A 23,727-nucleotide genomic window follows, 5' to 3' on the forward strand; every position below is an offset into this window, starting at 1 on the left:
CAGGGGAGTACCCGGAAGTGACGACCCTGGTCCGACGACACCGCACCCCGCCGCTGCGACGATCGCCTCTGTAACCAAGGAGGCCCGATGTCCTACCGGTTCGTCACCCCGATCCCGAAGCGCGCCGCCACCGGCTCGGTCGCGGCGGTGTACTCCGCGTCCGCCCGCGAGCTCGGCGCCCTCTTCGCGCCGCACCTCTCACCCGCACCGGACCTGCACGCGGCCCTCTGGGCGGTGCTGCGCGAGTCGATGCTCGCCGGCACCGCCCCGCGGGCCCGCAAGGAGGCGGTCGCGGCCGCCGTGGCCGTGGTGAACCGCTGCCCGTTCTGCGTCGACGCGCACGCCGCGATGCTGCACGCGACCGGCTCCCACGACACCGCCGACGCGATCACCCGCGGCGAGGCGCCCGACCCGCTGGTCGCCTGGGCCCGCTCGACCCGCTCGGCGGCGCCCGACCCGTGGCCCTTCCCGGCCGCGCACGTCCCCGAATACGTCGGCACGGCCCTGGCCAACCACTTCATCAACCGCATGGTCGACGCCCTGCGCCCCGGCTCCCTCCTCCCGGGCGGCGTGCTGCGCGCACCGTCCCGCCGCGCGGCCGGCCTCGCCCTGGCCCGCACCGTGCGGCGAACGATCACACCGGGCGAGAGCCTGGCACTGCTGGAACCCGGCGCGGGCCCGGCACCGGCGTGGGCCGGGGACGGCCCGGTCGCGACCGCCTGGCCGGCCTTCGAACGGGCCGCCCGCGCCGGCGGCGCCCTGCTCGGCCCCACCGCCCGGGCCGCGGTGCTCGAGGCGGTGGCGGGGTGGCGGGGCGAGCATCCGGAGCTCGGCGGCTGGCCGGGGAGCGTGCTCGGCGCGGTGCCGGAGGACGAGCGGCCGGGGGCGCGGCTGGCGCTGCTCGCGGCGCTCGCGCCCTATCGGCTGACGGAGTCCGCGGTGGCGGCTTGGCGCAGCTCGGTCGGGCCGCGGGGCGACGCGGAACTGGTGCGGGTGCTCGGCTTCGGGGCCTTCACCGCGGTCTCGCGGCTCGCCGACCGGGTGGCGGTCGTCGCGTAGACCGCCCCCCCACCGCCGGCCGTGCCCGGCAGCAACGCCGTCTCGGGGACGTCGACGGCACCTCCCTCGTCGCACGCCGGCCCTGCACGCCGGCGCGCACAGCCACCTCGAACTCGGCGTGTTCCCCGCCGCTCGCCGGTTCAGCCGGCCGGGGGTCGGCGGCGGTGAAGCCAGCGGACGGCCAGCGCGACGACCAGGTTCCCGGCGCCCAGGAGCGTGCCGAGGGACATCACGGCCCGGACGGCTGTGCGGGCGTTGTTGCGCCGGTCGGCCGGGGAGTCCACCGCGTCGAAGTGGACATGGTCACCGTCGAGGCGGATCGGTGCGCCCCGGTACACGGTCACCCGCACCGGTGTTCCCGGGGCGAAGCCGGCGGTCTGGTCCGGCGACACAACCATCGTCAGGTGCCAGCCGCCCGCGTCGATCTCGGCCTGCTTGGTGCTGAGCGCGGTGACCGTACCGTCGATCACGGCACGGCAGTCGGTGCCCGAAAACGCCTGCGACGACTCGCAGACCGACGCCTGGTCGACCCGGCGCTGCTGAGCCTCGGCCTGCCGCTGCACGATCAGTGCCGCACCGGCCGTGATCCAGCTGGTGGCCAGGAATGCCACCGAACCCCACAGGTACCGCGCAACATGCCGCTCGAACACCGGCCCATTGTGGGTCTGCTCGGCAACTGGCTGAAGCTGCGCCGGCTGGAACGTCCGCGCCCTGCTCGACCACCTGGTCTACGAGAACCTGATGTGGACCAGCCTGGCCGACGGCACCCCCGGACCGACTTCACCGCCGACCACCTCGGCGCGAACCACGTGGCCGCGTTTCGCGCCTCAGCGCAAGCGGCGCTGACCGCCTTCCGCCGGCCCGGCATGCTGACGCAGCGGTACGGGCCGGCCCCGGGTTGGCGGCTCGTCGAGCAGGTCAGCACAGAGATGCTCGCAACCCTCGCGGCCGTCCACGAGATCTACGGGGAGCTGCCCCGGACACCTGGCGGCTCGTTCGCTCCCGCCCGGCCGGTTCCCGACCAGGCCAGCGCCGCCGATCGCCTCGCCGCGTACCTGGGTCGAGACGTCGGCTGGACTCCCCACGACCGATGCCGGGACGTTCCCCGCTGCTGAGCTCACGCCCGCTCAGGCCGCGGCCGGCGGCGTCGTGGTGTCGGCGGCATTCCGGGTCCGGACGGGCGCCGGCGGCCGGCCACGTGCGCCGCCGGCGGTCACAGACTCGCCGGCGGCGGCCGGCTTCCACTCGGGCACGGCTCGTCAACACCGTTGCGTCAGGCACCTGGCCGATCGGACAACGACGGCCACGATGCACGACGGCGCCGACCGTCCGATGGGGGCCAACGCGCCGCTCCGCCGGCGGTCGTCCCGTCCTGGTTGGGGTGCACATGCCCCGCCCACCAGGGATTGACGGCCACGAGGGGTCCGCACCACGGACATGGTGCGGACCCTTCGGTGTCGCCGCCGGCTACGGGGTGGTGGAGATGATCACGCGGTAGGTCGTCGTCGGGGAGAGGTTGTAGGCGCGGTCGAAGCTGTGCACGCTCAACCGGGCGAGAGGGTTCGGTGGGGTCAGGGTGAGCGTTGCGCTGCCGTCGGGCTGGGCGGGGATGACGTCGGGCATCGTGAACGGGTCGATCCACTCGGGGCCGTTCGGGCCCTCGTAGGCGCCGAAGGAGGAGAAGATGCCGGTCCAGCTGTACTGGTAGCCGTACACGTCGTCGGAGCCGTTCGGCGACAGCGTGTAGGTGATCGGGGAGCTCGTGGACGTGGAGGTCACCGCGGGGGTGGCCGGCGCGATGTCGTCCGTGGTGAAGTAGCACGTCTGTGACCACGGCGACGTGTCGGTGCCGTCGTTGACGCGGGCCTGCCAGGCGTAGGTCGTGTTGTCGGTCAGCGCGCCGGACGGCACCGCCGCCCCGCCGAAGCCGCCGTTGGAAGTCTGCGCGGTGAACGTCGTGCGCTGGTCGGGGTGGGCGACGGGCCAGACCGCGAACTCGTTGGTCAGGTTGAAGTCGTCCGGGTCGGCGTCGCTCGCCTTGGCGAGCAGGTCAGGGGTCAGGCCGCTCAGGTACGGGTACGGCGCGGCCGTCACGCATGCGCGCAGCGAGTTGAACAGCGGAGCCGGCGCGGACGGCGGGGTGTTGTAGCCGACGTACAGGGCAGGTGCGCTGATCCGGCGGCCGAGTGGCACCTGCTGCTCGAGGGACTGCGGCAGGCGGATCTCGAACGAGGCGTGCGACGGCAACTGGAAGCCGGCCGCCTGGGCCCGGTTGACCAGGTCGATGAGGTCGAGCAGCGGGTAGGTGGTCGGGCACTGGTCGACCGGGCCGAGGGTGCCCAGCTTCCCCAGCTCGCGCGGCGGGTTGCGCCACGTCGGGGACGTGGACTCGGCCGTCGCCCAGACCTCGATCCGGCGGTGGGCGCAGTCGGTCGCCTGGGTCTCCGGCACGGCGAGCTTCGCCGACACGATGTGCTTGCTCAGCAGCGCGGCCACGTCGAAGGTGGCGTAGACGCGCGAGACGTGCTGGCGGTTGGCGCTGTCCCGCCAGGCCCCCAGGGGCGCGTCGCCGGTGGGATTGAGGTAGGTCGCGTCGGGATGCACCGAGTCGGTGTAGGCCCATGAGATGCGCGGCACATCGGTGTTGGTCTGGCCGGCGTGCGCTGGTGCGGCGGTGGCGAACAAACTCACTGCGGTGGAGAGCACCACGGTGGAGAACAGCACACCGAGGCGTGGACGTTGTGACACAGATCCTCCCGTTACCGCGGATGGCCAACCCGCCCGCGGTCGGTGGCGATCGTATGTCCAGCAGTCGATCCGGCGCTGTCCCGCACAGACAAAATCTCGGCGTGGCAGAGCCTCTTCCAGGGCGTCGAGGGCGAGGTCGATGTTCAGGGCCTCGGGTGTTCCACGTCCTGCCGGCGAGTCGCGCTTCCAGCGGCAGTGGCTACGAGGGTCAGGTCCTCCCGGTGCGGCCGATCCGTTCGCGTCGGCATCGAGCGGTACGTGCGCCGGCTGCAGGGTGTGCGATCTTCCACCGGCGTCCGCAGGGCATATCGTTGCAGCCGTGGGCGCGACCCAGGCGAACACGGACGACCGGGAACCGCCCGGACGCCGGCTGCGTCCTATCGGGCGAGTCATCCGGCGATGGGGGAATCATGCGACGCTCGGCCGCGGCTGCGTTCACACTGCTGGTCCTGACGACGTCCGCCTGTGCGGCGCGCGACCAGGTGCCGCAGGAGGCGAGCGGCTCCGCCGGGCCGGAGGTGGGCGCCTCTGCCGCGCCGGATGGCTGGCGATGGGAGTCCTACGGCGGGATCGAGATCGCCGTGCCCAGCACCTGGGGCTGGGCCAACGGCAGCCAGCGGCTGCACGCGTGGTGCATCACACGAGCGGACGAGCTCGCGCAACCGGTGGTCGGGCGCCCCGGCCCGATTCCCGCGGTCGGCTGCCTGGTCGGGGACCCGCCCAGCCCCAGCACGCTGGTCCGCAAGACGGGTCAGCTGGTGACCTTCGACCGCACGACCGAGCCGTCCGGCGTGCGGCAGGAGGGCGACCAGACAGTCGTACGCCGCGATGGTGTCATGATCACCGTCAACGCGCCCCAGGAGCTGCGGCAACGCATCGTCGACACAATCCGCCGGGTGGACGTCGACAGCTACGGCTGCCCGTCCGAGCACCCGATCGGCGTCCACCCCCAGCGGCGGCCGCCGAAGCCGGTGGACGTGGCGTCGCTGCAGAACGTGGCGAGCTTATCGGCCTGCAAGTACGAGGTGGCCGGGGATTCCGGCAGTCCGAGCCCGCGCCTGGTCTCGGCGCTGCGACTGGACGGCCCCGCGGCCGCCGGGGCGGTCCGCGAGATCGCGAAGGCGCCGGTCGGCGGAGGCCCCAACGCCCCGCAGACCTGCGTGCCGGAGGCCTCCTACGGCGACGAGGCCATCGTCCTGCTCGTCCGGTCCGCCGCCGGCCCGACCGAGATCCTGCTGCGGTACGCCGGATGCGACCACAACGGGTTCGACGACGGCGTCTCCGTCCGCACGCTGACCGCCGCCGCGGTGGCGCCTCTGATCGCCGGTCCCAACGCGGTGTTCGGATTCTCGGGACCGCGGGAGAAGGCCCAGATCCTGCGGCCGAGCTGACTGCGGACCGCCAGGTGCCGGGCCGGCAGCCCGGCACCGTCACATCCGCCACGACCCGAAGTCGCGGCCGGCCCGGACGAACGGCTCCGACAGCTCCGGTGGAGTGAGCTGGGCCCCATGGCTGCAACCGCAGCGACGCACCGATCACCGCCCGATCCTGACAGCGTATGGAGCGCTGGGCGCTCGGCCAGACCGTCGAGTTCCAGCACCGATGCGCGAGCACGGTGGCTTGCGGTTCCGGTGTCGGCCGCAGGGCGGGCCGGTCAGCTGGGCTGCGTGGCCCACCAGCGCGTTGTTGCGCGCCTTCCTGACGCAGGAGCACGACCGCGGGGACCAACCGGTTCCCGCACACCCGGGCGGGGAGGCGGCCACGAGCGTCGCGGAGCTGATCGCGCCGGATCGTGCTGCTCGCCGCCGACGGCCGGGCGCTGCGGACGGTGCCGTGGCCGGCGGGGCGGCTGGAGGGCATCGCCTTCACCGGCGACGGGCGGCTCGTCGCGCTCGACCAGCCCGGCGGCCCCGCCGGGCCCGAGAGCCGCCTGCACCGGTGGCGGATCGAGGGCGGCGAGCTCGCCGAGGAGGCCGTCGCCGCCGTGCCCGTCGCGCGCAACCTCGAGGCGCTCGACGGGCGCACGCTCGTCCTGGACACCGGCGAGGAGCTGCTGCACCTGCGCGACGCGGAGACGTTCGAGGCGCGGCCGCCGATCGAGGGCTCGACGGGGCGGATACCGTACCCGCGCGCCGCCGCCGGATTCGTCGCCGTCACCCGGCACTGGCTGCGCCCCGAGCACGCGATCGACGTGTACCCGCCCGCCGCCTACCGCCTCGCCGCGCGCCCGCTGTCGCAGCTGGCCCCGGGCGACCTCGCGACCATCGACCGGCACGCGGAGCCCGAACCGGACCGGGCGCGGCTGCTGCGGCTGCTGCGCGACTGCCTGGCCATCCGGTTCGAGGCCGACGTCGCCCTGGGCCGGCGCGACCATCTCGCCGAGGACGACATCGCGCTCGGCGTCACGCCGCCGACGTGAGCAGCCGGCCGGCCCGCGCGATCGTCTCGCGCAGGTTGGGCTCGGTGGCGAGGCCGAGCGCCTCGGCCACGGTGACCCAGCGCAGGGGCGCGTCGGGCTTCTCCGGCCGGGCCGCCTCGGGGCGGCCGGTGGCCAGCACGAACCGCACATCGGCGTGCTCGTGCGCCGGCTCGTCGCCCTTCGCGTTCACCGGCACCACGACGACGTGCACGATCCCGGCGCGGGCCGGGTCGGGGTAGGGGACCAGGTCGGTGAGGCCGGTCTCCTCCTCGCCCTCGCGCAGCGCGACGGCGACCGGGTCGGTCTCGCCGGGGTCCCCGTGCCCGCCGACCTGCAGCCACGCCTCCTGCCGCGCGTGCCAGCGCAGCAGCACCCGCCCCGAGGCCGGGTCGACGATCAGCGCGGACGCGGTGACGTGCAGCGGGGTCGCCCGCGACCACACGTCGCCGCCCCCGTCGAGCAACGCCCGCACCCGCGCGACGTCACGCTCCTCGCCGGCATCGGCGGGACGGTACGCGGCGATCAGCTCATGCAGCACGGTCAATCACCCTAGCGCCCGGGTGTCATGCTGGTGACACCCGCCGGCACGGGGAAGGGGTGCGTCGCCCAGGGCGACGCCCGCCCCGAGCGCGCCGAGGTGATCGTGCGCCGCGCGCAGCTGAGCCGGATGAGCAACGACCTCGGCTTCCGGCGCACCGTCGACGGCACGTTCGAGGCGATCGTCAGCGAGTTCGACCGCGCGCAGTACGGGGAGCCGTGGCTGCGGCGGGTGACCCAGGAGTACGGGCGGGCCGCGACCCTCGCATACGCCGAGCGCAACGGCTTCGAGGTGGCCGGCGAGGAGCGGCAGTCCGACGGCTCGATCCGCCTGCTGCTGCGCCGCTCCTAGCCCCGGCCGCTCCTAGTCCCACCAGAACGACCACATGGGCACGCCGGCGAGCTCCTCGGCGAGGGCGGCGACGGTCTGCGGGTAGCTCGCGCTGCCAGACGTCGTCCGGGCAGAACGCGAAGCAGAGCCCGATCTCGCCGTCGTCCCAGGGCCGGCCGGGCTCGTTGTAGAGGTGGTCGAGCAGCAGCGGCCACTGCCCGGTGTGCGGGTGGGCCCGGCGCAGCTCGTCGAAGAGTGCGGCGGTGGCCGGGCCGGTGCTGGCCCAGAGGCGCTGCTGCTCGCCGACGAGCCGCCCGGGCGGCAGGGAGTCGCTGATCCTGATGCGCGGCAGCCTAGCACTGGGCGGGCTCCGGGAAGATCGCGCGGACCGGGCCGCCCGCGAACCAGACGCCGATCGCCAGGGCCGCGGTCGCCTCCAGGTACGGCGCCCGGTCGAGGCCGCCGCAGTCGGCCGCCGTGCACCCCATGGAGGCGATCAGCGCGGCGACGCGCTCGCCCGCCGGCCGGGTCGCGGCGCAGTAGGGCACGGTCAGCGGGGTGCCCTCGAACACCGGCGGGTCGAGCGTCCAGATGCTCGCGTGGCACACGTTGAACGCCTTCACCACCGCGGCCTCCGGCGCCGCCTCGGCGATCCGCGCCGGGACCGAGCCGGTGAGCATCGGGCCCTCGGGGCCGGGCTCGATCGGGTTGGTGCAGTCGAGCACGATCCGGCCGGCCAGGGTGCCGGCCAGGTCGGCGGCGACGAGCGGGGCGGCCGGGGCCGGGACCGCCAGGAGCACGAGCTCGCCGTGCGCGGCGGCCGCCCGCAGGGTGCCGTCGCGCCGGCCGCCGATGCGCACGTCGTGGCCGGCGCGGGTCCAGGCGCCGCCGAGGGACTGGGACATGGAGCCGGTACCGATGATGCCGATCTTCATGCCGGGCAACGCTAGGTGCGCCGATGCACACCGGGCGGTGTGCGTCGGGCGGGGCACAATCGCGGGGTGGACGACGAGTACACCGCGGACTGCCAGGCCCGCATCGCGTTCGAGGTGCTGGCGAACCGCTGGGACAGCGTGGTGGTGTTCACCCTGGGCGCCTACGGGCCGATGCGCCCGCGGGCGCTGGTGGGGCGCATCGGCGGGATCGGGCCGAAGGTGCTCAACGACGCGCTGCGGCGGCTGGAGCACAACGGCCTCGTGTTCCGGCAGGCGTACGGGGAGGCGCCGCCCCGGGTCGACTACGCGCTCACGGTCGCGGGGGAGGCCCTGCTCGAGCCGATGCGCGCGATGGGCCAGTGGGCGCTGCGCCACGGCGACGACGTCCTCGCCGCCCAGGAGCGCTGGTCGGGGGAGCGCTCTCCCCAAGCGTCCTGAACGAGGGTCTTGGGAGAGCGCTCTCCGATTTCTTGAACCGGGTGCCGGGCCATTGACATGCGTCAAGTGCGGGGTCCACAGTGGGAACCTCACAGAGAGCGCTCTCTGGCAAGATCGGCCGGACTCCGCCCCCGGCCGACCCGCCGACCCCGGAGGATGCTTCATGACCACCCGACCCGCACGCGCGGGCCGATCCCGGCTGCGCACGATCACGTTCGGCGCCGCGGCCACCGCGCTCGTCGCCACCTTCATCACCGGCCTCGCGCTGCGCTCCGCCGACGCCGCCGAGACCCCGATCTCCCAGGGCAAGCCCGCCACCGCCTCGTCGAGCGAGAACGGCGGCACCACCGCCGCGGCCGCGGTCGACGGCAACGCGGGCACCCGCTGGTCCAGCGCCTTCAGCGACCCGCAGTGGCTGCAGGTGGACCTGGGCTCGAGCGCCACCATCACCAAGGTGGTGCTCAGCTGGGAGGCGGCCTACGCCAAGGACTTCACCATCCAGACCTCGGCCGACGGCGCCGCCTGGACCACGATCAACACCACGGTCAACGGCGCCGGCGGCACCCAGACGCTGACCGTGAGCGGCTCGGGCCGTTACGTGAAGCTCACCACGACCAAGCGGGCGACGCAGTACGGCGTGTCCCTGTGGGAGTTCCAGGTCTTCGGCACCGGCGGCAGCACGACCCCGCCGAGCAGCGGGGCCGGCTGGGTGAGCATGGACCAGAACAAGTGGCAGGCCCAGGTGGCCGCGTTCAACGCGCTGCCGACGCACCCGGCGCCGGCCGACGCGGTGCGCGTCTCGGAGTTCAACGCGGCGTGCACGTACAGCCACTCGTTCAAGGACGACCCGATCGTCTTCCCGGGGCTGCCCGGTGCCTCGCACATGCACAGCTTCCTGGGCAACCGCAGCACCAACGCGAACACGACGACCGAGACCCTGCTCAACAACAGCGCGTCGTCCTGCTCGCCGGCGGGGGACCTGTCGGCGTACTGGATTCCGACGCTGTACGAGAACGGCGTGGCCGTCGAGCCCAGCGGCGTGACCGTGTACTACGGCTCGCGGCTGCCGGACCCGAGCGCGACGATGCCGTTCCCGCAGGGCTTCCGGATGATCTCGGGTGACGCCAAGCTCCAGGTGGCCACCCCGGCCGGCTCGCCCAACCAGTTCTGGTGCGCCGGGGCGGGCGGCGAGATCGGCCGCAGCACCGACGGCAACTGGCCGCGCTGCGCCCAGACCGCGTACCTCAACTACCAGCTCGTCTTCCCCGACTGCTGGGACGGCGTCCACCTGGACAGCCCGGACCACAAGTCGCACGTGGGCGGGGCGGTCAACGGCAAGTGCCAGGGCCAGTTCCCGGTCGCGATCCCGAACATCTCGTTCGTGATCGCGTACCCGACCCACGGCAGCGCCGCCGGCTTCACGCTGGCGTCGGGCATGGCGTCGTCGATCCACGGCGACTCCTTCCTCGCCTGGGACAACACGGCCATGGGCCAGCGCGTGAAGGACTGCGTCCGGCAGAAGGCCAAGTGCAACACGGCCGGCACCTTCTGAGCCGGCCCTGAGGGTGCGGGTGTGCCGGCCGCCATCGGCGGCACACCCGCGCCCGTCCGCCCAGGTGCCGGTCGGCCGCGCGATTGCCCGGGAGCTTCGCGGGTAGCTCGCCCCGGTGGGAGCATCGCCGCGCCGGCTCGCCCGCTGGCGGCCCGCGTACTCGCCATTGGTGCTGTCGTACCTCATCATCGTGCTCAGCGAGACCTGGCTCACCCAGCCCCACCCCGGCGTGCTCGGCTGGCCGCTGACCGTGCTCTGGACCTGGCCGATCTTCACCACCCTGACCGGCATCGTCGGGCTGCGCCGCACCCGCAAGGCGCTGCGGGCCTCCGCCGCGCGGTGGTCCGGCCGCGCCTCGCCCACCAGCGACGGGCTGCTCGTCGTGGTGGTGCCGACGATCGGGCGGCACGACACCCACCCGGCGCTCGAGCGCTCCATCCACTCGTACGTCACCTGGCTGCCCCCGTGCTTCCCGCGCCTGCGCATCGACGTGCTCGTCGACGAGGGCAGCGAGGGCCACGAGCGGATCGCGGCCCTGGCCGCGCACAGCGACATGGTCCGGCTCGTCACCGTGCCGGCCGGGTACCGCACGCCCAACGGCACCCGGTTCAAGGCCCGCGCCGCGCACTACGCCCACGAGCTGCGCATCCGCGAGGGCGAGGCCCGCGACGACGTGTGGGTGCTGCACATGGACGACGACACCGGCGTCGGGCCCGACACGGCCCTGGCGATGGCGCGGTTCATCACGGAGCAGGACGAGGCCGGGGCCGCCGCGAAGCATCTGGCCCAGGGCATCCTGACGTATCCCCGCGAGTACGCGGTCAACCGGCTCACCTGGCTCGCGGACTCGGCCCGCCCGGCCGAGGACGTCGGGCGCTTCTCGGCCTGGACCGGCAGCGGCACCCCGCGCGTGGGCGTGCACGGCGAGCTGCTGCTGGTGCGGGCCTCCGTCGAGGCCACCATCGGCTGGGACTTCGGCCCGCGCAGCCTGGTCGAGGACGCGCAGTTCGCGCTCATCTTCAGCGACCTGTACGAGGGCCGCAGCGCCTGGTTCGCCGGCCGGTGCTACGGCGCGTCGCCGGCCAGCGTGCGGGACTTCTTCCGGCAGCGGGAGCGCTGGTCGTGGGGGCTGGCCGGGCTGGTCTTCAACCCGACCCTGCGGCTGCGCAACCGGCTGCTGCTGGGCTACTCGGTGATGTCGTGGGTGATCGGGCCGATCCAGAACGTCGCCGTCGTCATGCTCGTCGCCCTGCTGATCGCCGACCCGAACACGTCGCCGACCACGGTGCTCATCATCCCGCTGTGGGCGGTGAACATGGCCTACGTGGTCTGGATGTACTGGGAGGGCCTGCGGGTCAACGCGGGCGTCTCCGAGGACGGCCGGCGCCGCTGGTGGGAGCCGGTCGCCGTGGTCGCGCTGATACCCCTGTTCGGGCTCATGGAGGGCCTGCCGGGGCTGCGCGGCTTCATGAAGTTCGCGCGCCGGACCGAGAACCGGTTCCTGGTCATCGCGAAGCCCTCGTGAACACCGTCGCCTCGCGCGCGGTGGCCCTGATGCCGTCGAAGAGCCGGCGGCCCCAGTCCGTCAGGCGGTCCGGGTCGAAGCCCTCGGCCGCGTCGAGATAGTCCACCCCGCCCCCGTTGCCGCTCCACGACCAGCCGAGGTAGCCGATGCCGCGCGCGTCGGACTCGCGCATGACCGCGTCCGCGGCCACCGGGCCGTCGGTGTGCCGCCACCCGAACTCGCCGACGACGAGCGGCAGCCCGGTGCGGCGGAACGCGTCGAAGTACTCGGTCACCTTCGCGGCCGAGCCGTACACGCCGTACATGTGCACCGAGAACACCGTGTTGCGCAGCGGGTCGCGGGCGAACACCGCCGGGGCGGAGTCGCGCATGGTGCCCGACCAGTCCTGGCCCCAGTTCGGCGCGTCGACCATGAGCAGGTGACGCACGCCCGCCGCGCGCACCTTCGCGACCGCGGCCCCGGTGGCCTCGGCCCAGCCCGAGGTGTCGCCGTTGCCGTAGGGCTCGTTGCCGATGTTCACCACGACGTACTCCTCCGAGCCGCGCAACACCGGCGAGAGCCCGGCCCAGTAGTCCGCCGCGCGGTCGAGGGTGACGGCCCCCTCGCGCTCGCCGTAGCCCGTCGTGTCGTGGTCCTCCAGCACGCACACGAGCCGGTTCTCCTTGCACCGCGCGACGATCCCGGCCACCTCGCGGCCCGGCACGTCGCCGGTGAGCACCACCCGCACCGTGTTCGCGCCGAGGCGCCTGATGTCCGCGAACGCCGCGGTGTGCTGGGGGAACCAGGCGTACGGATGGCTGATCCCGCGCATCAGCAACGGCTCGCCGCCGGCCTGCACGATCTCGGAGCCGCGAACGTGCAGCCCGCGCACGGGCGGGTTCGCGGGCCCGGCCGCGACCCGGGCGGTGGACCGGTCGTGCCGCCAGAATCCGAACACGGCGAGGAGCACTGCCACGATCGCGAGGATAGGAATGGCTCGGCGCATCCGCACGAGGCTGCCAGCCGGATCACCCGGACCACCACCCCGCTGGCCGGAATCGGGGCCGGTCGCGATGCTCGGGTCGGGCCGGAGCACGACCGCCCCGCCGGTGCGCCGGCCGCTCCGGCGGCCGGGGCTGGTGTGGCCCGGATCACACGCGGGTGAGAACCTGGGCCGCGGCCCCGGTCGTCAGGAGAGATGTGGGACGAGGTCTGGACGCGCTCGACGAGGCGGAGCTGCTGCGGCGCACCGCCCGCGGGGACCGGCGCGCGTTCGACGAGCTCTACCGGCGCACGGCCCCGTGGCTGGCCGTGCGGCTGCGGCAGCGCTGCGCGGACGAGGACGTCGTGGCGGACGTGCTGCAGGAGACGTACCTGGCCGTGTGGCGCAGCGCCGGCAGCCAGGCCCGCGCCGGGCTCGGCGGTAACGCGCCCGGGTGGCTGTGGACGATCGCGGCCAACCGGCTCGTCGACGCCTTCCGGCGGCGGGCGCGGGCGGAGCGCGTACCGCCGCCGCCGACGCCGGCCGTGGCGCCGGCCGCGGAGGAGCAGGCGCTCGCCGGCGATCTCGACGGGGACCTCGGGCGGGCGCTGCTCGCGCTGCCGCCGGAGCAGCGCGACGTCCTGCGCGCCCTGGTGCTCGACGGGCTCAGCGTCCGGGAGACCTCGGCGCTGCTCGGCATGCCCGAGGGAACCGTGAAGACCCGGGCCCGCCGCGCCCGGCTCGCACTGCGAAAGGCGCTGTCATGAACGCCGACGACGACATCCGGGCGCTGGTCGAGCGGGCCGCGGCGGGCATCGCGGCCGGGATCGAGGCCGGACCCGGGCCGGTGCGCGGGCGGCGCCTGCGCCCGGCCGGGCTCGCCGGGCGGGTCGCGCCCTGGCTCGCGGCCGCCGGGGCGCTGATGCTCGCGGCGGTCGCGCTGGAGCAGACGTTCACCAGCCTGCCCTCGCTCGTGCTGCTGCTGGCCCCGGTCGCGCCGCTGCTGCCGGTCGCCGCCGCGTGGAGCCGCCGCACCGACCCGGCCTGGGAGCTGCTCGCCTCCGTGCCGCGCTTCGGGCTGGGGCTGCTGCTGCGCCGGACCCTGGCCGCCCTCGCCGCCGTCATCCCGCTGCTGGCCGTCGCCGGGTGGGCGACCGGGCACGCGCCCGCGCTCTGGCTGCTGCCCGGCCTCGCGTTCACCGCGGCCAGCCTGGCGCTCGGCGGGCTGACCGGCGTGGACCGGGCCGCGCTCGGGCTCGCCGCGGCCTGGGCCGGGTTCGTGATCGTCCCGAGCCTCGCCACCGCCCGGCTGCCCGGCGTCCTCGCGGCCGGGGCGTGGCCGGGCTGGGCCGCCGCCGTGGTCGCACTCGTCGCCGTCGCCGTCGTCCGTACGGCCGCCTTCAACCGGGAGACACCGTGATGTGGAACGTCCACGCCGAGGCCCTGCGCGTGCGGGCCGGCCGCCGCCTCGCCGTCGACGGGCTCGACCTCGCCCTCGGCCCCGGCGTCCACGGGCTGCTGGGCCCCAACGGCGCCGGCAAGACCACGCTCATGCGCGCCCTCGCCACCGTCCTGCGGCCCGAGAGCGGCCGGCTCGCCCTGCTCGGCACCGCCGTCACCGGCGGCGGCGGTGGCGACCTGCGGGGCGTGCGCCGCACGCTGGGCTACCTGCCGCAGCACTTCGGCTACTACCCGCGGTTCACGGTGCGGGAGTTCGTGGAGTACATGGCCTGGCTCAAGGAGATGCCCCGCCGCGACATCCCCGGCGCCGTCCAGCGGGCCGTCGACCGGGTCGGGCTCACCGCGCGGGCCGACGCCCGGATGAAAACGCTCTCCGGCGGCATGCTGCGCCGGGCGGGCATCGCCCAGGCGATCGTCAACGACCCCGGGCTGCTGCTGCTCGACGAGCCGACGGTCGGCCTCGACGTCGAGCAGCGCATCGCGTTGCGCGCCCTGCTGCGCGACGTGGGCGCCGACAGCTGCGTGGTCGTCTCCACCCACCTCGTCGAGGACGTCGCCGCCGCCTGCACCGGCGTGGTGCTGCTGGACGAGGGCCGGCTCGTGTGGCGGGGCCCGGCCACCGGCCTGGCCGAGCGGGGCGGCTGCGGCGACGCCGGCGACAGCGCCACCGAGCGCGGCTACTCCGCGCTGCTGCGCGCGCACCGCGGGCAGGTGCCGGCATGACCGGTCCATCCACCGGCCGGATCGCCCGGCTGGAGCTGCGCCGCTCGGCCGCCGCCGTCGTCGCGGTGCTGACCTTCGCCGCCGGCACCGCGCTGCTGCTCACGTTCCCGCAGGGCTTCGCGGGCCGCTGGCTGCAGCTCGCCGTCGCGCTGCGCCTGCTGCTGATGTTCCTGTTCCCCGTCGCGCTGGCCGGGGGCGCCGCGCTGGGCCGCCGCGAGGCCGCCGCCGGGGTCGGCGAGCTGTTCGCCAGCACGCCCCGGCCGCGCGGCCAGCGCATGCTCGTCACCGCCGGTGTCCTGGCCGCGGCCCTCGTCGGCGCGTACGCGCTCACGTTTCTCGTGGCCCTGGCCTGGGTGCTGCCCCGGGCCGGGTACTTCCCGCCCGCCGCGCCGGCCGTGACCGCCGTCGGGGCCCTCGCGCTGGTCGCCGGCGGCTGGATCGGGCTCGCCGCCGGCCGGGCCGTGCCCCGCTTCGTCACCGCGCCGGTGCTGGCCGTGCTCGGTGTCGCCGTGGCCGGGATGCTGCCGCAGTGGGTGGCGCTCGCGCCCGGTCGCGGCGAGGCCCCGGCGGCCCTGCTGCTTTCCCCGGTGTACAGCGGCAGCCTCGACGACTTCCAGACCGTCTCGGCCCGGGTCAGCCTGGTGCAGGCGCTGTGGCTCGCCGCGCTGGCCGCCACCGGCCTGCTGCTCGCGACCGCCCGCCGCCGGACCGTCGCCCCGGCGCTGCTCCCGGCGGTGCTCGGAGCGGCCGTGGCGGTGCCGCTGCTGCCGCCGGGCGGCTACGCGGCCGCGGCCGCCTACGACCCCCGCGCCGTCGAGCTGGTCTGCGACGACGCGGGCCCGCAGGTCTGCGTCACCCGGGTCCACGCCGCCCTGCTGCCCGACATCGCCGGCCCCGTCCGCGCGGCGCTGGCCACCCTCGCGGCGACGATGCCGGGCGCCCCGGCGCGCGCGGTCGAGACCCGCCGGCCCGCCTACGGCACCGGCCCCGCGGACCCGCCCCACGACGCCGCCACGCTCGTCTTCGCCGCCCCGCCCATCGGCGCCGACGGCCGGGCCGACCTGCGCGACGGCTCGTTCCCCGGGCTCGTGCTCGGCGCCGCGTGGGAGCAGAGCTGCGACCCGGCCCCCGCCGACGCCTTCGACGGCCGCGAGCTGGCGGTCGCCTGGCTCACCGGCACCCCGCCCGGCGCCCGGCTCGCCGGGGCCTACGCGGCCCTGCGGGCGCGGCCCGAGGACGAGCAGCGCCGCCTGGTGCTGGCGGCCCGTGACGGGGTGCTGGCGTGCCGGCCGGACGCGTTCGCCGGGCTGACGACATGAGGTGGCTGTGGCTGTACGTGCGCGCCCGCCGCGTCCCCCAGGCCCTGGCGGTCGCGGTGTCCGTCGCCGGGCTCGCCGCCCTGACGCCCGCGAACGCGCGCCTGGCCGCGCTGGCGGCGACGCTCGCCGTGGCCGCGTTCGGCCCCACCCTGGGCGCCGCGGATGAGGCGCTGGAGCGCACCGGCGCCGTGCCCTGGCCGTCCCGCCGGGCGCTGCACCTCGGCGCGGTGGCGCTGCTCGTCGCCGGGCTGCTCGTCGCGGGACCCGTCCGGGCTCCGGCCGCGGCCCGGGTCGAGCCGCTCGTGGTGGCGCTGCGCGACGTCGCCGGGCTGCTCGGGCTGGCCGCGCTCGGCGCGGCGGTGCTGGGGGCGGCGCACGCCTGGGTCGCCCCGCTGCTGTGGACCCTCGTCGCCGTTCTGCCGCTGCTGGGGCCGAGCGACGACGTGCGGGTGCAGGTCGCCGCCTGGCCCGTGCAGCCCGCCGCGACCACGTCCGCCCTGGTGTGCGCGCTGGCCCTGGCCGCGGGCGGACTCGTCGCCTACTCGGTGCGGGGTGCGCGCGCGTAGGTCATGATCGCGGCCCCGCTCGCGAAACGCCGAGGCCGGCGCCCTCGTCGACGCCGCCGTGGACCGGCTCACGGCCACGGGCGCGGCCGCCGAACCGTCCGCAACCGCGTCGCAACCGGATGTGCTCCGGCCGCGCTCCCGGGCCGCCCCAGTCTGGGAGGACATCGTTGGCGGCGTTCTGACAGGGCGGAACATGCTAGAGCAGCAGCACACCGAGGCGGCCTCGCCCGACGTCGTCGTCGGTCGCCAGGCCATCTACGACGCCGCCGGCGCCGTCGCGGGCTACGAGCTGCTCTTCCGCTCCGGCCCGCACTCGCTCGGGGCCGACCGCTCCGGCGCCGCCGCCACCAGCCAGGTCATCGTCGCCGCGTTCACCGCGTTCGACTTCGACGAGCTGACCGGCGGCCTGCCCGGCTTCGTCAACCTCACCGACGACTTCCTGCGCGGCGACCTGCCCGTGCCGCTGGTGCCGGGCCGGGTCGTGCTCGAGGTGCTGGAGACGGTGCGGGTCGACGACCTCGTGGTGGCCGGGGTCGCGGCCCTGGCCGCGGCCGGCTACGCCGTCGCGCTCGACGACTTCGTGCCCGGCTCCGAGCACGAGCGCCTGCTGCCCGTCGCGAGCTACGTGAAGATCGACTTTCTCGGGCTCGACGCGGCCGGGCGGGCCGTCATCCACAGCCTCCGCGAGCGCCACCCGCACCTGCGTTTCGTCGCGGAGCGGCTCGAGACGCCGGCCGACATCGCCGCGGCCCGGGATCTGGGCTACGAGCTCTTCCAGGGGTACGCCCTCGACCGCCCGGTCGTCGCGAGCACCCGCACCCTGAGCGCCTCCCGCATGCGCTGCATCCAGCTGCTGGGCGAGTTCATGGAGGCCGAGAGCGACGTGCCGGCCATCGTCGCCCACGTCTCGGCCGACCCCGCGCTGAGCTACCGGCTGCTGCGCGCCGCGAACTGCGCCTGGAACGGCTCGGCCCGGCGGGTCTCCACCGTGCACGGCGCCGTGATGCTGCTCGGCATGGCCCAGGTCCGCGACTGGGTCATGCTCATGCTCGTCGGCGACCTGACCCTCGCCGGCGACGAGCGCATGGCCGACGCGCTCATCCGGGCCCAGCTGTGCCGGCTCGTGGCCGAGCAGGCGGGCCAGTCCGGCGAGGAGGCGTTCGTGGTCGGGCTGCTCTCCAGCGTCGCCGAGCTGATCGGGCAGCCGGCGAAGGTGCTCTCCGAGCAGCTGCCGCTCAGCGACGCGACCCGCTCCGCCCTCGTGGACGGCGCCGGGCCGCTGGGCGCGACCTTCTCGGCCGTGCGGGCCTACCTGCACGGTACCCCGCCCCCGGCGGAGGCGGGCGACCTGGTGACCCCCTATCTGCAGGCCGTGCGCTGGGCGACGGAGACGGTCCGGCGCATCGGGGACTAGGAGTCGATCGTCAGCCGGCCGTCGTCGACCGAGACGGCCCGGATCGTGGTGCCCGGCGGCAGCGCCCGCAGCTGGTCGTGCAGCTGGCCGGCGAGGTTCACGCCGACCACGAAGTCGATGACGTCCACGTTGTCCGGTTCGATCGCGCCGCCCAGCGCCGGCGGGTGGGTGAAGTCGTAGACCTGATCGTCCTGCGGGGTCAGGCCGCGGCGCGCCATCTCCGCGGCGAGGCCGGCCAGCAGGTACCGCTCCTGCCCCTCGGCCGTGTTGAGCTCGGCCGAGAGCGCCTCCATGCTGGGCCAGCGCTGCTCGATCGTGCCGCCGATCGTGTCCAGCCGCCAGATCCCGTCCGCCCCGCGCAGGAACACGTCGCCGAAGAGCGAGGCGAACGCGGGCGTCTTGCCCTCGACGCCGGCCCAGCGCCACGAGTCGAGGGCACCGGCGAACCGTTCCGGCGGGAAGGCCTTGATCAGCTGCATCGGACATATGTACCGCACCACCGGGATCCCAGCTCAGGGCGGTCGGAGTTCTACGGTTTTGTTACGCGCAGGTGTCCGGCGTGTCCTTGACACGCTCGGCAGCCCTCGCCAAGATGTAAAAACCAAGCGCTTGTTAGGTTTTGAATCGCGCGACAATCCACCCGAGGCTGACGATTCGTATAATTCCGACAGGGGTAGACATGGGCGTTTTAGCGACGAGGTCTCGTCGTATCGTCGTCGGCCTGGCGCTCACGGCGCTCGCGCTGGCGGGCTGTGGCGACAAGGCGGGTGACGAGAAGCCGAGCAACGGCACCGCGACCGGCGAGCCGATCATCATCGGCATGGACGAGGACAGCACCGGCTCCGGCGCGGCGTACAGCGTCATCGCCGGCAAGACGATCCGCCTCGCGATCCAGGAGATCAACAACAAGGGCGGGGTCCTCGGCCGGCCCCTCAAGCTCGTCGTCGAGAACGACGAGTCCGACCCGACCAAGGTGCCGGCGACGCTGCAGAAGCTGGCCAGCCAGGGCGCCAAGGCGCTGTTCCTGCAGAGCGGCAGCGCCGCGATCCTGCAGGCCAAGTCCACGCTCACGCAGCTCGGCCTGCCCGCGATCGCCCCGACCGGCGTGACCGCCACGCTCGTGACGCCGCCGGACAACGAGCTCATCTACATGCTGGCCAACACGACCAACGACTGGGCCCAGGTCTACTGCGGCGCGTTCGCGGCGGCCGGCATCACCAAGATCGGCGTCCTCACCGACGACACCACGACGATCGCGGCCCTCGACAAGGCCCTGTTCGCGCAGATGACGTGCGTGCAGTTCGTGGCCCAGGAGAAGGGCGCGGCCAACGCCAGCGACCTGTCGGCGCAGGTGGCGCGGCTCAAGAACGCCAAGCCGGACGCCGTGCTCGTGACGAGCGTCGGCGGCGCCTTCGAGGTGCTCGCGCAGAACACCCTCGGCACGCAGATGGCCGGCACCAAGCGCTTCTCGCTCGCCTCCATCGGCAACCAGCCGTCCTCGTGGAAGCTGGCCTCGCCGGGTGCGCTCAACGGGCTCATCTTCATGGGCTCGATCAACACCGAGAACCCGCGCACCAAGGAGCTGATCAAGCTCCTGCAGGAGAAGAACGGCAAGGACTACGACATCACCGCGTACGACGCCCAGGCGTGGGACGCCGTGCACGTGCTGAAGCAGGCCATCGAGAAGGCCGGCGGCGTGGACGACTCGAAGAAGCTCAACGAGGCCATCCAGAGCGTCCAGGCCTACCCGGCTACGTTCGGCCAGGCCAACTTCACGCTCAGCTTCAGCGCCAGCAAGCACCTGGGCGCCGATGGGCCGTGCGGCCTGTCTCTGGTCGAGTTCGGCTCGGACAACAAGCCGAAAGGCCCCTGGGCCACCTTCCAGCCTCCGTGTAACAAGTAACCCCACCCGCTAGAAAGGCTACGTCGTGGGCCAGTTGCAGCTGTGGTTGTCCGCGCTGGAGATGGGATGCTTCTTCGGTCTGCTCGCGCTGGCCTACTACCTGGTGCTGGTCGGGGCGGGGTTCTTCAACTTCGCCATCGGCCCGTACGCGATGGTCGGCGGCCTGTGCACGTCCTACCTCGTGCTCTACGAGGACATGAACGTCTGGGCCGCCGCCGCGATCGCGGTGCTCGTGGCCGCCGCGCTGGCGGTGGTCACCGAGCTCGCGGTGGTCCGGCAGGTGCAGCGGCGCGCCGGGCGCGGTGAGCTGCCGGCGCTGGTCGCGGTCGCCGCGGTCCTGTTCGCCATCCAGCAGCTCGGCGGCTACCTCTTCGGCTACACCACCCTCCCGGGCCAGGCCCTGCTGACGTTCGACCCGGTGCCCCTCGGCGACACCGTGGCGCAGCCCAGCACCGTGCTGCTGCTCGGCTTCACCGTCGTCGCGTTCGCGGCGGCCGCCCTGTGGATCCGGTACACCCGGACCGGGCGGCTGCTGCGGGCGGTCGGCGACAGCACCCACGCCGCGGGCCTGCTGGGCCTGCCGGTGAACCGGGTGCGGCTCATCGCCTTCCTCGTCTCCGGGCTGCTGGCCGGCATCACCGGCCTGCTGTTCGCCCCGAAGGCGGGCGTGAGCTCCCTGTCCGGGCTGAGCTGGGCACTGTCGGGCTTCCTGGCGATGGTGGTCGGCGGCACCGGCTCGGTCTGGGCCCCGCTCGTCGGCGGCCTGCTGCTCGGGCTGGTCGAGGTCTTCGTCCCGTACTACTTCGGCGGCCAGTCCCACGTCTACGGGCTGCTGCTCGTCGCCCTGCTGTTCTTCGCCTTCAAGCCGAGTGGCCTGTTCGTACGGAGGATTCGAGCATGAAGCGGGTTCCCGGGTCCTTCGGTCTCCTGCTGGGCCTGGTCGGCGCCGCCCTGATCCTGGTGTGGGTCGGCGCCGACGGCTACAAGCAGACCCTGATCACCACCACGGCCACCTATGCGCTCATCGCGCTCGGGATGTACGTGCCGTACCTCATGGCCGGCTCGCTGTCGATGGCCTACGGCGCCTACGCGGGCATCGGCGGGTACGCGGTCGGCCTGCTGTCCTCGCGCACCGGCCTGCCGCTGATCCTGGCCTGGATCGCCGGCCCGGTCGTCGCCGCCGCCGTCGCGGTGCTGCTCGGCCTGGCCACCCGGCGGTTGTCCGGGTTCTTCCTGGCCGCGGTCACGCTGCTGTTCGGCATGGCCTTCACCGCGCTGCTCGTCGACGCCGAGAGCCTCTCCGGCGGCTCCGGCGGCCTCGGCTCGCTGCGCAAGCTCAACATCCTCGGCTGGGAGCCCTCGCACTACCAGGTCGTGGTGGGCTCGCTGGTCGTCGTGTGCGTCATCGCGTTCCTGCTCGACCGGCTGCGGATGTCGCCGTGGGGCGTGATCGTGCGGACCATGCGCGACGCGCCCCGCGCCGTGGAGGCGTCCGGGGTGCGGGTGTCGGTGATGAACCTCGTGTCGCTGGCCATCGGCGCCGCGATCGCGGCCGTGGGCGGCGGGCTGTTCACCTACTCGGCCGGCAGCGTCACGCCCGACACGTTCACGCTGAACCTGGTGTTCCTGGCCATCTTCATGCCCCTCATCGGCGGCTCCGCGACCCCGTGGGGCGCCGTGCTCGGCGCGGTCATCGCCGTCGAGCTGACGCTGAACTTCCCGGCGGTGCAGACCAGCGGCACGCTGATCCTCGCGCTGGGTGTCCTCGTGATCCTGCTGCTCGCGCCGCAGGGCGTGATCGGCTACGCCAGCCGGCTGGCCCGACTCGTGGGGGGAAGACGTGGCTGAGACCTTGCTGGTCGGCTCCGGGCTGACCAAGCGGTACGGCGGGGTCACCGCCCTGCAGGACGTCTCGTTCGAGCTGCGGGCGGGCGAGATTTTGGGCCTGGTCGGGCCCAACGGCGCCGGCAAGACCACGCTGGTCGACCTCATCTCCGGGGCGCAGCCGGCCACGGAGGGCGAGCTGACCCTGCGCGGGCAGCGGCTCTCCGGGCCGGCCGCCCGGCGCGCCAAGGCCGGGCTCGCGCGCACGTTCCAGTACCCGCAGCTGGCCCTCGACCTCACCGTGGCCGAGAACCTGCTGCTGGGCCGGGCCGCGCGCCGCCACGGCACCGTGTGGCAGATGGTCGCCGGCAGCTTCGCCGGCGCCCTGCGCCCGCACCTGGCGGCGGACACGCAGGCCGTGGCGAAGCTCGCCGACGAGCTCGGGATCGACCGCCTCGACCGCCCGGCCGGCGACCTGTCCCTCGGCGAGCAGCGCCTCGTCGAGGTCGGCCGCGCGCTGGGCCAGGACCCGCTCGTGCTGCTGCTCGACGAGCCCTTCGCCGGCTCCGACGCCAGCGGTGTGCACGGCATCGTCGAGGTCGTCCGCACGGTGCAGCGCCGCGGCCACGCGGTGATCCTGGTCGACCACAACGTCGACCTGGTCGCCGGCCTGGTCGACCGGATCATGCTGCTCGACCGCGGCCGCGCCGTGTTCGACGGCAACCCGCAGGAGTGCCTCGGCAGCCCCGAGATGCAGCAGGTGTACTTCGGGGTCGCCGAATCGGACGATGCCGCAGACGGCGCCTCGCAGGACGATCAGGAGGACGCATCCCATGTCGTCTCATGAGCTCCGGCTCGAGGGCCTGACGGTCCGCTACGGCCACGCCAGCGCCGTGACCGGCCTTGACCTGACCGCGCCGGGCGGCCAGGTCACCGCGCTGGTCGGCCCCAACGGCGCCGGCAAGAGCAGTGCCCTGCTGGCCGCCTACGGCTCGGTCGCCGCCACCGGCAAGGTGTTCCTCGACGGCGAGGACGTGAGCCGGCTCAAGCCCGCCGCGCGCGCCCGGGCCGGGATCGCCGTCGTGCCCCAGGGCCGCCAGCTGTTCCCGAAGCTCAACGTCGCCGACAACCTGCAGGTGATGGCGGAGCTGCTGCGGCTGCCCCGCTCGGCCGTGGACACCGCGATCGACCGCTTCCCGATCCTGCGCACCCGGCTGAAGAGCCTCGTCGGCGTGCTCTCCGGCGGCGAGCAGCAGATGCTCGTCGTCTCCCGGGCCCTCATGGGCTCGCCGCGCGTGCTCCTGCTCGACGAGATGATGACCGGGCTCGCCCCGCTCATCGTCCAGGAGCTGCTGCGCACGGTGACGCAGCTGGCGCGCGACGGCGTCGCGGTGCTCATGGCCGAGCCGGCCCTCGGCGCCGTTCGGGGCGCCGTGGACCGCGGCTACGTGCTGGTGCGGGGCGAGACGGTGGCCGCGAGCGAGGCCGGTGGGAAGGCGCTCGACGCGGTGTACCAGGCGAAGATGGGTGTCCTCAAGAGCGCCGTCTGACGGTGCTCTTGAGGGCCCGGCTAGGAGGCGTTGGACCGCTGCCGGCGGCGTCCGGCCCGGACCAGCAGGCCGCCCACCCCGGTGACGGCGACGCCGGCGACGACGAGCCCGGTGAGCGTGCCGCTCGTCGCGCCGCCTGTGACGGGCAGCGACGTCGGCGACGCGGTGACGGTGTGCGACGGCGACTGGGTCGGCGACTTGGACGGCGACATCGACGGCGACTTGCTGGGCGACTTCGACGGGGACCGGCTCGGCCTGGGCGTCGGCGACTTGGACTCGTGGGTGCGCGAGGGGAACGGCGTCGGCCACCAGTCCCCGTTGGCCGGGGCCGGGCCCGCCGTCACATGGGACCAGCTCGGCAGGACTCCGGGTCCGGCGACGAGCAGGACGATGCCGGCTCCGGCAAGCAGCATGATACGAACGAATACACGTGACATGCCGGGTAGCTAACCGGCAGGTCTG

The 23,727-nt window shown here is 74.2% G+C and carries 26 protein-coding genes; 19 read left to right on the forward strand and 7 right to left on the reverse strand.

Annotated elements, in window-relative coordinates; translation table 11 throughout:
* Positions 1-87 precede the first annotated feature (87 nt).
* Entirely contained in the window at positions 88-1,059 is a 972-nt protein-coding gene (locus ACQP1P_RS17465; RefSeq protein ID WP_433087721.1) for a carboxymuconolactone decarboxylase family protein, read from the forward strand.
* A gap of 140 nt (positions 1,060-1,199) precedes the next feature.
* Here the strand turns inward: ACQP1P_RS17465 and ACQP1P_RS17470 are convergent, their stop codons facing one another.
* Positions 1,200-1,709 (reverse strand): hypothetical protein, encoded by a 510-nt coding sequence (locus ACQP1P_RS17470; RefSeq protein WP_433087722.1) that lies wholly within the window; start codon positions 1,707-1,709, stop codon positions 1,200-1,202.
* Here ACQP1P_RS17470 and ACQP1P_RS17475 point away from each other — a divergent pair.
* The gene (locus ACQP1P_RS17475) at positions 1,695-2,174 is read left to right on the forward strand and encodes a hypothetical protein (protein ID WP_433087723.1); all 480 of its coding nucleotides are present in this window, start codon (positions 1,695-1,697) and stop codon (positions 2,172-2,174) included. The genes ACQP1P_RS17470 and ACQP1P_RS17475 overlap by 15 nt on opposite strands.
* A 352-nt stretch (positions 2,175-2,526) precedes the next feature.
* On the opposite strand, the gene ACQP1P_RS17480 is transcribed toward ACQP1P_RS17475, so the two are convergent.
* Positions 2,527-3,807, reverse strand: a complete 1,281-nt coding sequence (locus tag ACQP1P_RS17480) for a hypothetical protein (protein WP_433087724.1) — start codon at positions 3,805-3,807, stop codon at positions 2,527-2,529.
* A gap of 410 nt (positions 3,808-4,217) precedes the next feature.
* Between ACQP1P_RS17480 and ACQP1P_RS17485 the strand changes: the two genes are divergently transcribed.
* Together ACQP1P_RS17485 and ACQP1P_RS17490 are read left to right on the forward strand one after the other, a co-directional pair.
* Complete coding sequence (locus tag ACQP1P_RS17485) at positions 4,218-5,198, forward strand: hypothetical protein (RefSeq protein ID WP_433087725.1); 981 nt, start codon at positions 4,218-4,220, stop codon at positions 5,196-5,198.
* A gap of 401 nt (positions 5,199-5,599) precedes the next feature.
* Complete coding sequence (locus ACQP1P_RS17490; RefSeq protein ID WP_433087726.1) at positions 5,600-6,226, forward strand: hypothetical protein; 627 nt, start codon at positions 5,600-5,602, stop codon at positions 6,224-6,226.
* Here ACQP1P_RS17490 and ACQP1P_RS17495 read toward each other — a convergent pair.
* On the reverse strand, positions 6,210-6,764 hold the full coding sequence (locus ACQP1P_RS17495; RefSeq protein WP_433087727.1) for an NUDIX hydrolase: 555 nt from the start codon (positions 6,762-6,764) through the stop codon (positions 6,210-6,212). The two genes, ACQP1P_RS17490 and ACQP1P_RS17495, sit on opposite strands and share 17 nt — an antisense overlap.
* 27 nt (positions 6,765-6,791) lie before the next feature.
* Here ACQP1P_RS17495 and ACQP1P_RS17500 point away from each other — a divergent pair, with 27 nt between their 5' ends.
* Positions 6,792-7,115, forward strand: coding sequence for a DUF1257 domain-containing protein (locus ACQP1P_RS17500; RefSeq protein WP_433087728.1), 324 nt, complete (start codon positions 6,792-6,794; stop codon positions 7,113-7,115).
* A 332-nt stretch (positions 7,116-7,447) separates the two neighbouring features.
* Here ACQP1P_RS17500 and ACQP1P_RS17505 read toward each other — a convergent pair whose 3' ends face one another.
* Positions 7,448-8,029: an NADPH-dependent F420 reductase gene (locus tag ACQP1P_RS17505; RefSeq protein WP_433087729.1), complete on the reverse strand. Its 582-nt coding sequence runs from the start codon at positions 8,027-8,029 to the stop codon at positions 7,448-7,450.
* Positions 8,030-8,095: 66 nt separating this feature from the next.
* Between ACQP1P_RS17505 and ACQP1P_RS17510 the strand changes: the two genes are divergently transcribed.
* From ACQP1P_RS17510 to ACQP1P_RS17520, 3 genes are all read left to right on the forward strand, one after another.
* Positions 8,096-8,467 carry a winged helix-turn-helix transcriptional regulator gene (locus ACQP1P_RS17510; RefSeq protein WP_433087730.1) on the forward strand — a complete coding sequence of 124 codons (372 nt, stop codon included), beginning with the start codon at positions 8,096-8,098 and terminating at the stop codon, positions 8,465-8,467.
* A gap of 163 nt (positions 8,468-8,630) precedes the next feature.
* Positions 8,631-10,019, forward strand: coding sequence for a DUF1996 domain-containing protein (locus ACQP1P_RS17515; RefSeq protein ID WP_433087731.1), 1,389 nt, complete (start codon positions 8,631-8,633; stop codon positions 10,017-10,019).
* A gap of 115 nt (positions 10,020-10,134) precedes the next feature.
* The gene (locus ACQP1P_RS17520; RefSeq protein ID WP_433087732.1) at positions 10,135-11,544 is read left to right on the forward strand and encodes a glycosyltransferase family 2 protein; all 1,410 of its coding nucleotides are present in this window, start codon (positions 10,135-10,137) and stop codon (positions 11,542-11,544) included.
* Here ACQP1P_RS17520 and ACQP1P_RS17525 read toward each other — a convergent pair.
* The gene (locus ACQP1P_RS17525; protein ID WP_433087733.1) at positions 11,525-12,499 is read right to left on the reverse strand and encodes a cellulase family glycosylhydrolase; all 975 of its coding nucleotides are present in this window, start codon (positions 12,497-12,499) and stop codon (positions 11,525-11,527) included. The two genes, ACQP1P_RS17520 and ACQP1P_RS17525, sit on opposite strands and share 20 nt — an antisense overlap.
* Positions 12,500-12,723: 224 nt before the next feature.
* Here ACQP1P_RS17525 and ACQP1P_RS17530 point away from each other — a divergent pair, with 224 nt between their 5' ends.
* The 6 genes from ACQP1P_RS17530 to ACQP1P_RS17555 all read left to right on the forward strand — a co-directional run bounded on the left by ACQP1P_RS17530 (position 12,724) and on the right by ACQP1P_RS17555 (position 17,988).
* Positions 12,724-13,272, forward strand: a complete 549-nt coding sequence (locus tag ACQP1P_RS17530) for an RNA polymerase sigma factor (protein ID WP_433087734.1) — start codon at positions 12,724-12,726, stop codon at positions 13,270-13,272.
* Complete coding sequence (locus tag ACQP1P_RS17535) at positions 13,269-13,925, forward strand: hypothetical protein (RefSeq protein ID WP_433087735.1); 657 nt, start codon at positions 13,269-13,271, stop codon at positions 13,923-13,925. The genes ACQP1P_RS17530 and ACQP1P_RS17535 overlap by 4 nt, the downstream gene beginning before the upstream one ends.
* Positions 13,925-14,689: an ABC transporter ATP-binding protein gene (locus tag ACQP1P_RS17540; RefSeq protein WP_433090034.1), complete on the forward strand. Its 765-nt coding sequence runs from the start codon at positions 13,925-13,927 to the stop codon at positions 14,687-14,689. Before ACQP1P_RS17535 ends, ACQP1P_RS17540 begins: the two co-directional genes overlap by 1 nt.
* The gene (locus ACQP1P_RS17545; RefSeq protein WP_433087736.1) at positions 14,686-16,008 is read left to right on the forward strand and encodes a hypothetical protein; all 1,323 of its coding nucleotides are present in this window, start codon (positions 14,686-14,688) and stop codon (positions 16,006-16,008) included. Before ACQP1P_RS17540 ends, ACQP1P_RS17545 begins: the two co-directional genes overlap by 4 nt.
* A complete protein-coding gene (locus tag ACQP1P_RS17550) occupies positions 16,005-16,574 on the forward strand; it encodes a hypothetical protein (protein ID WP_433087737.1) in 570 nt (189 codons plus the stop codon). Before ACQP1P_RS17545 ends, ACQP1P_RS17550 begins: the two co-directional genes overlap by 4 nt.
* Positions 16,575-16,767: 193 nt before the next feature.
* A complete protein-coding gene (locus ACQP1P_RS17555; RefSeq protein ID WP_433087738.1) occupies positions 16,768-17,988 on the forward strand; it encodes an EAL and HDOD domain-containing protein in 1,221 nt (406 codons plus the stop codon).
* Here ACQP1P_RS17555 and ACQP1P_RS17560 read toward each other — a convergent pair.
* Positions 17,985-18,467, reverse strand: coding sequence for a hypothetical protein (locus tag ACQP1P_RS17560; protein WP_433087739.1), 483 nt, complete (start codon positions 18,465-18,467; stop codon positions 17,985-17,987). The genes ACQP1P_RS17555 and ACQP1P_RS17560 overlap by 4 nt on opposite strands.
* 200 nt (positions 18,468-18,667) lie before the next feature.
* Here ACQP1P_RS17560 and ACQP1P_RS17565 point away from each other — a divergent pair, with 200 nt between their 5' ends.
* From ACQP1P_RS17565 to ACQP1P_RS17585, 5 genes are read left to right on the forward strand one after another with little or no spacing between them, the layout of a single operon-like run.
* Complete coding sequence (locus ACQP1P_RS17565; protein WP_433087740.1) at positions 18,668-19,891, forward strand: ABC transporter substrate-binding protein; 1,224 nt, start codon at positions 18,668-18,670, stop codon at positions 19,889-19,891.
* Positions 19,892-19,916: 25 nt separating this feature from the next.
* Positions 19,917-20,792, forward strand: coding sequence for a branched-chain amino acid ABC transporter permease (locus ACQP1P_RS17570; RefSeq protein ID WP_433087741.1), 876 nt, complete (start codon positions 19,917-19,919; stop codon positions 20,790-20,792).
* Positions 20,789-21,739 carry a branched-chain amino acid ABC transporter permease gene (locus ACQP1P_RS17575; protein WP_433087742.1) on the forward strand — a complete coding sequence of 317 codons (951 nt, stop codon included), beginning with the start codon at positions 20,789-20,791 and terminating at the stop codon, positions 21,737-21,739. Before ACQP1P_RS17570 ends, ACQP1P_RS17575 begins: the two co-directional genes overlap by 4 nt.
* On the forward strand, positions 21,732-22,562 hold the full coding sequence (locus ACQP1P_RS17580) for an ABC transporter ATP-binding protein (protein WP_433087743.1): 831 nt from the start codon (positions 21,732-21,734) through the stop codon (positions 22,560-22,562). Before ACQP1P_RS17575 ends, ACQP1P_RS17580 begins: the two co-directional genes overlap by 8 nt.
* Positions 22,549-23,265 carry an ABC transporter ATP-binding protein gene (locus ACQP1P_RS17585; protein ID WP_433087744.1) on the forward strand — a complete coding sequence of 239 codons (717 nt, stop codon included), beginning with the start codon at positions 22,549-22,551 and terminating at the stop codon, positions 23,263-23,265. Before ACQP1P_RS17580 ends, ACQP1P_RS17585 begins: the two co-directional genes overlap by 14 nt.
* A gap of 20 nt (positions 23,266-23,285) precedes the next feature.
* Here ACQP1P_RS17585 and ACQP1P_RS17590 read toward each other — a convergent pair whose 3' ends face one another.
* A complete protein-coding gene (locus ACQP1P_RS17590) occupies positions 23,286-23,678 on the reverse strand; it encodes a hypothetical protein (RefSeq protein ID WP_433087745.1) in 393 nt (130 codons plus the stop codon).
* Positions 23,679-23,727: the final 49 nt, after the last annotated feature.

Origin of the sequence: Dactylosporangium sp. CA-052675, from assembly GCF_050947935.1 — a bacterium.
Classification (GTDB): domain Bacteria; phylum Actinomycetota; class Actinomycetes; order Mycobacteriales; family Micromonosporaceae; genus Dactylosporangium.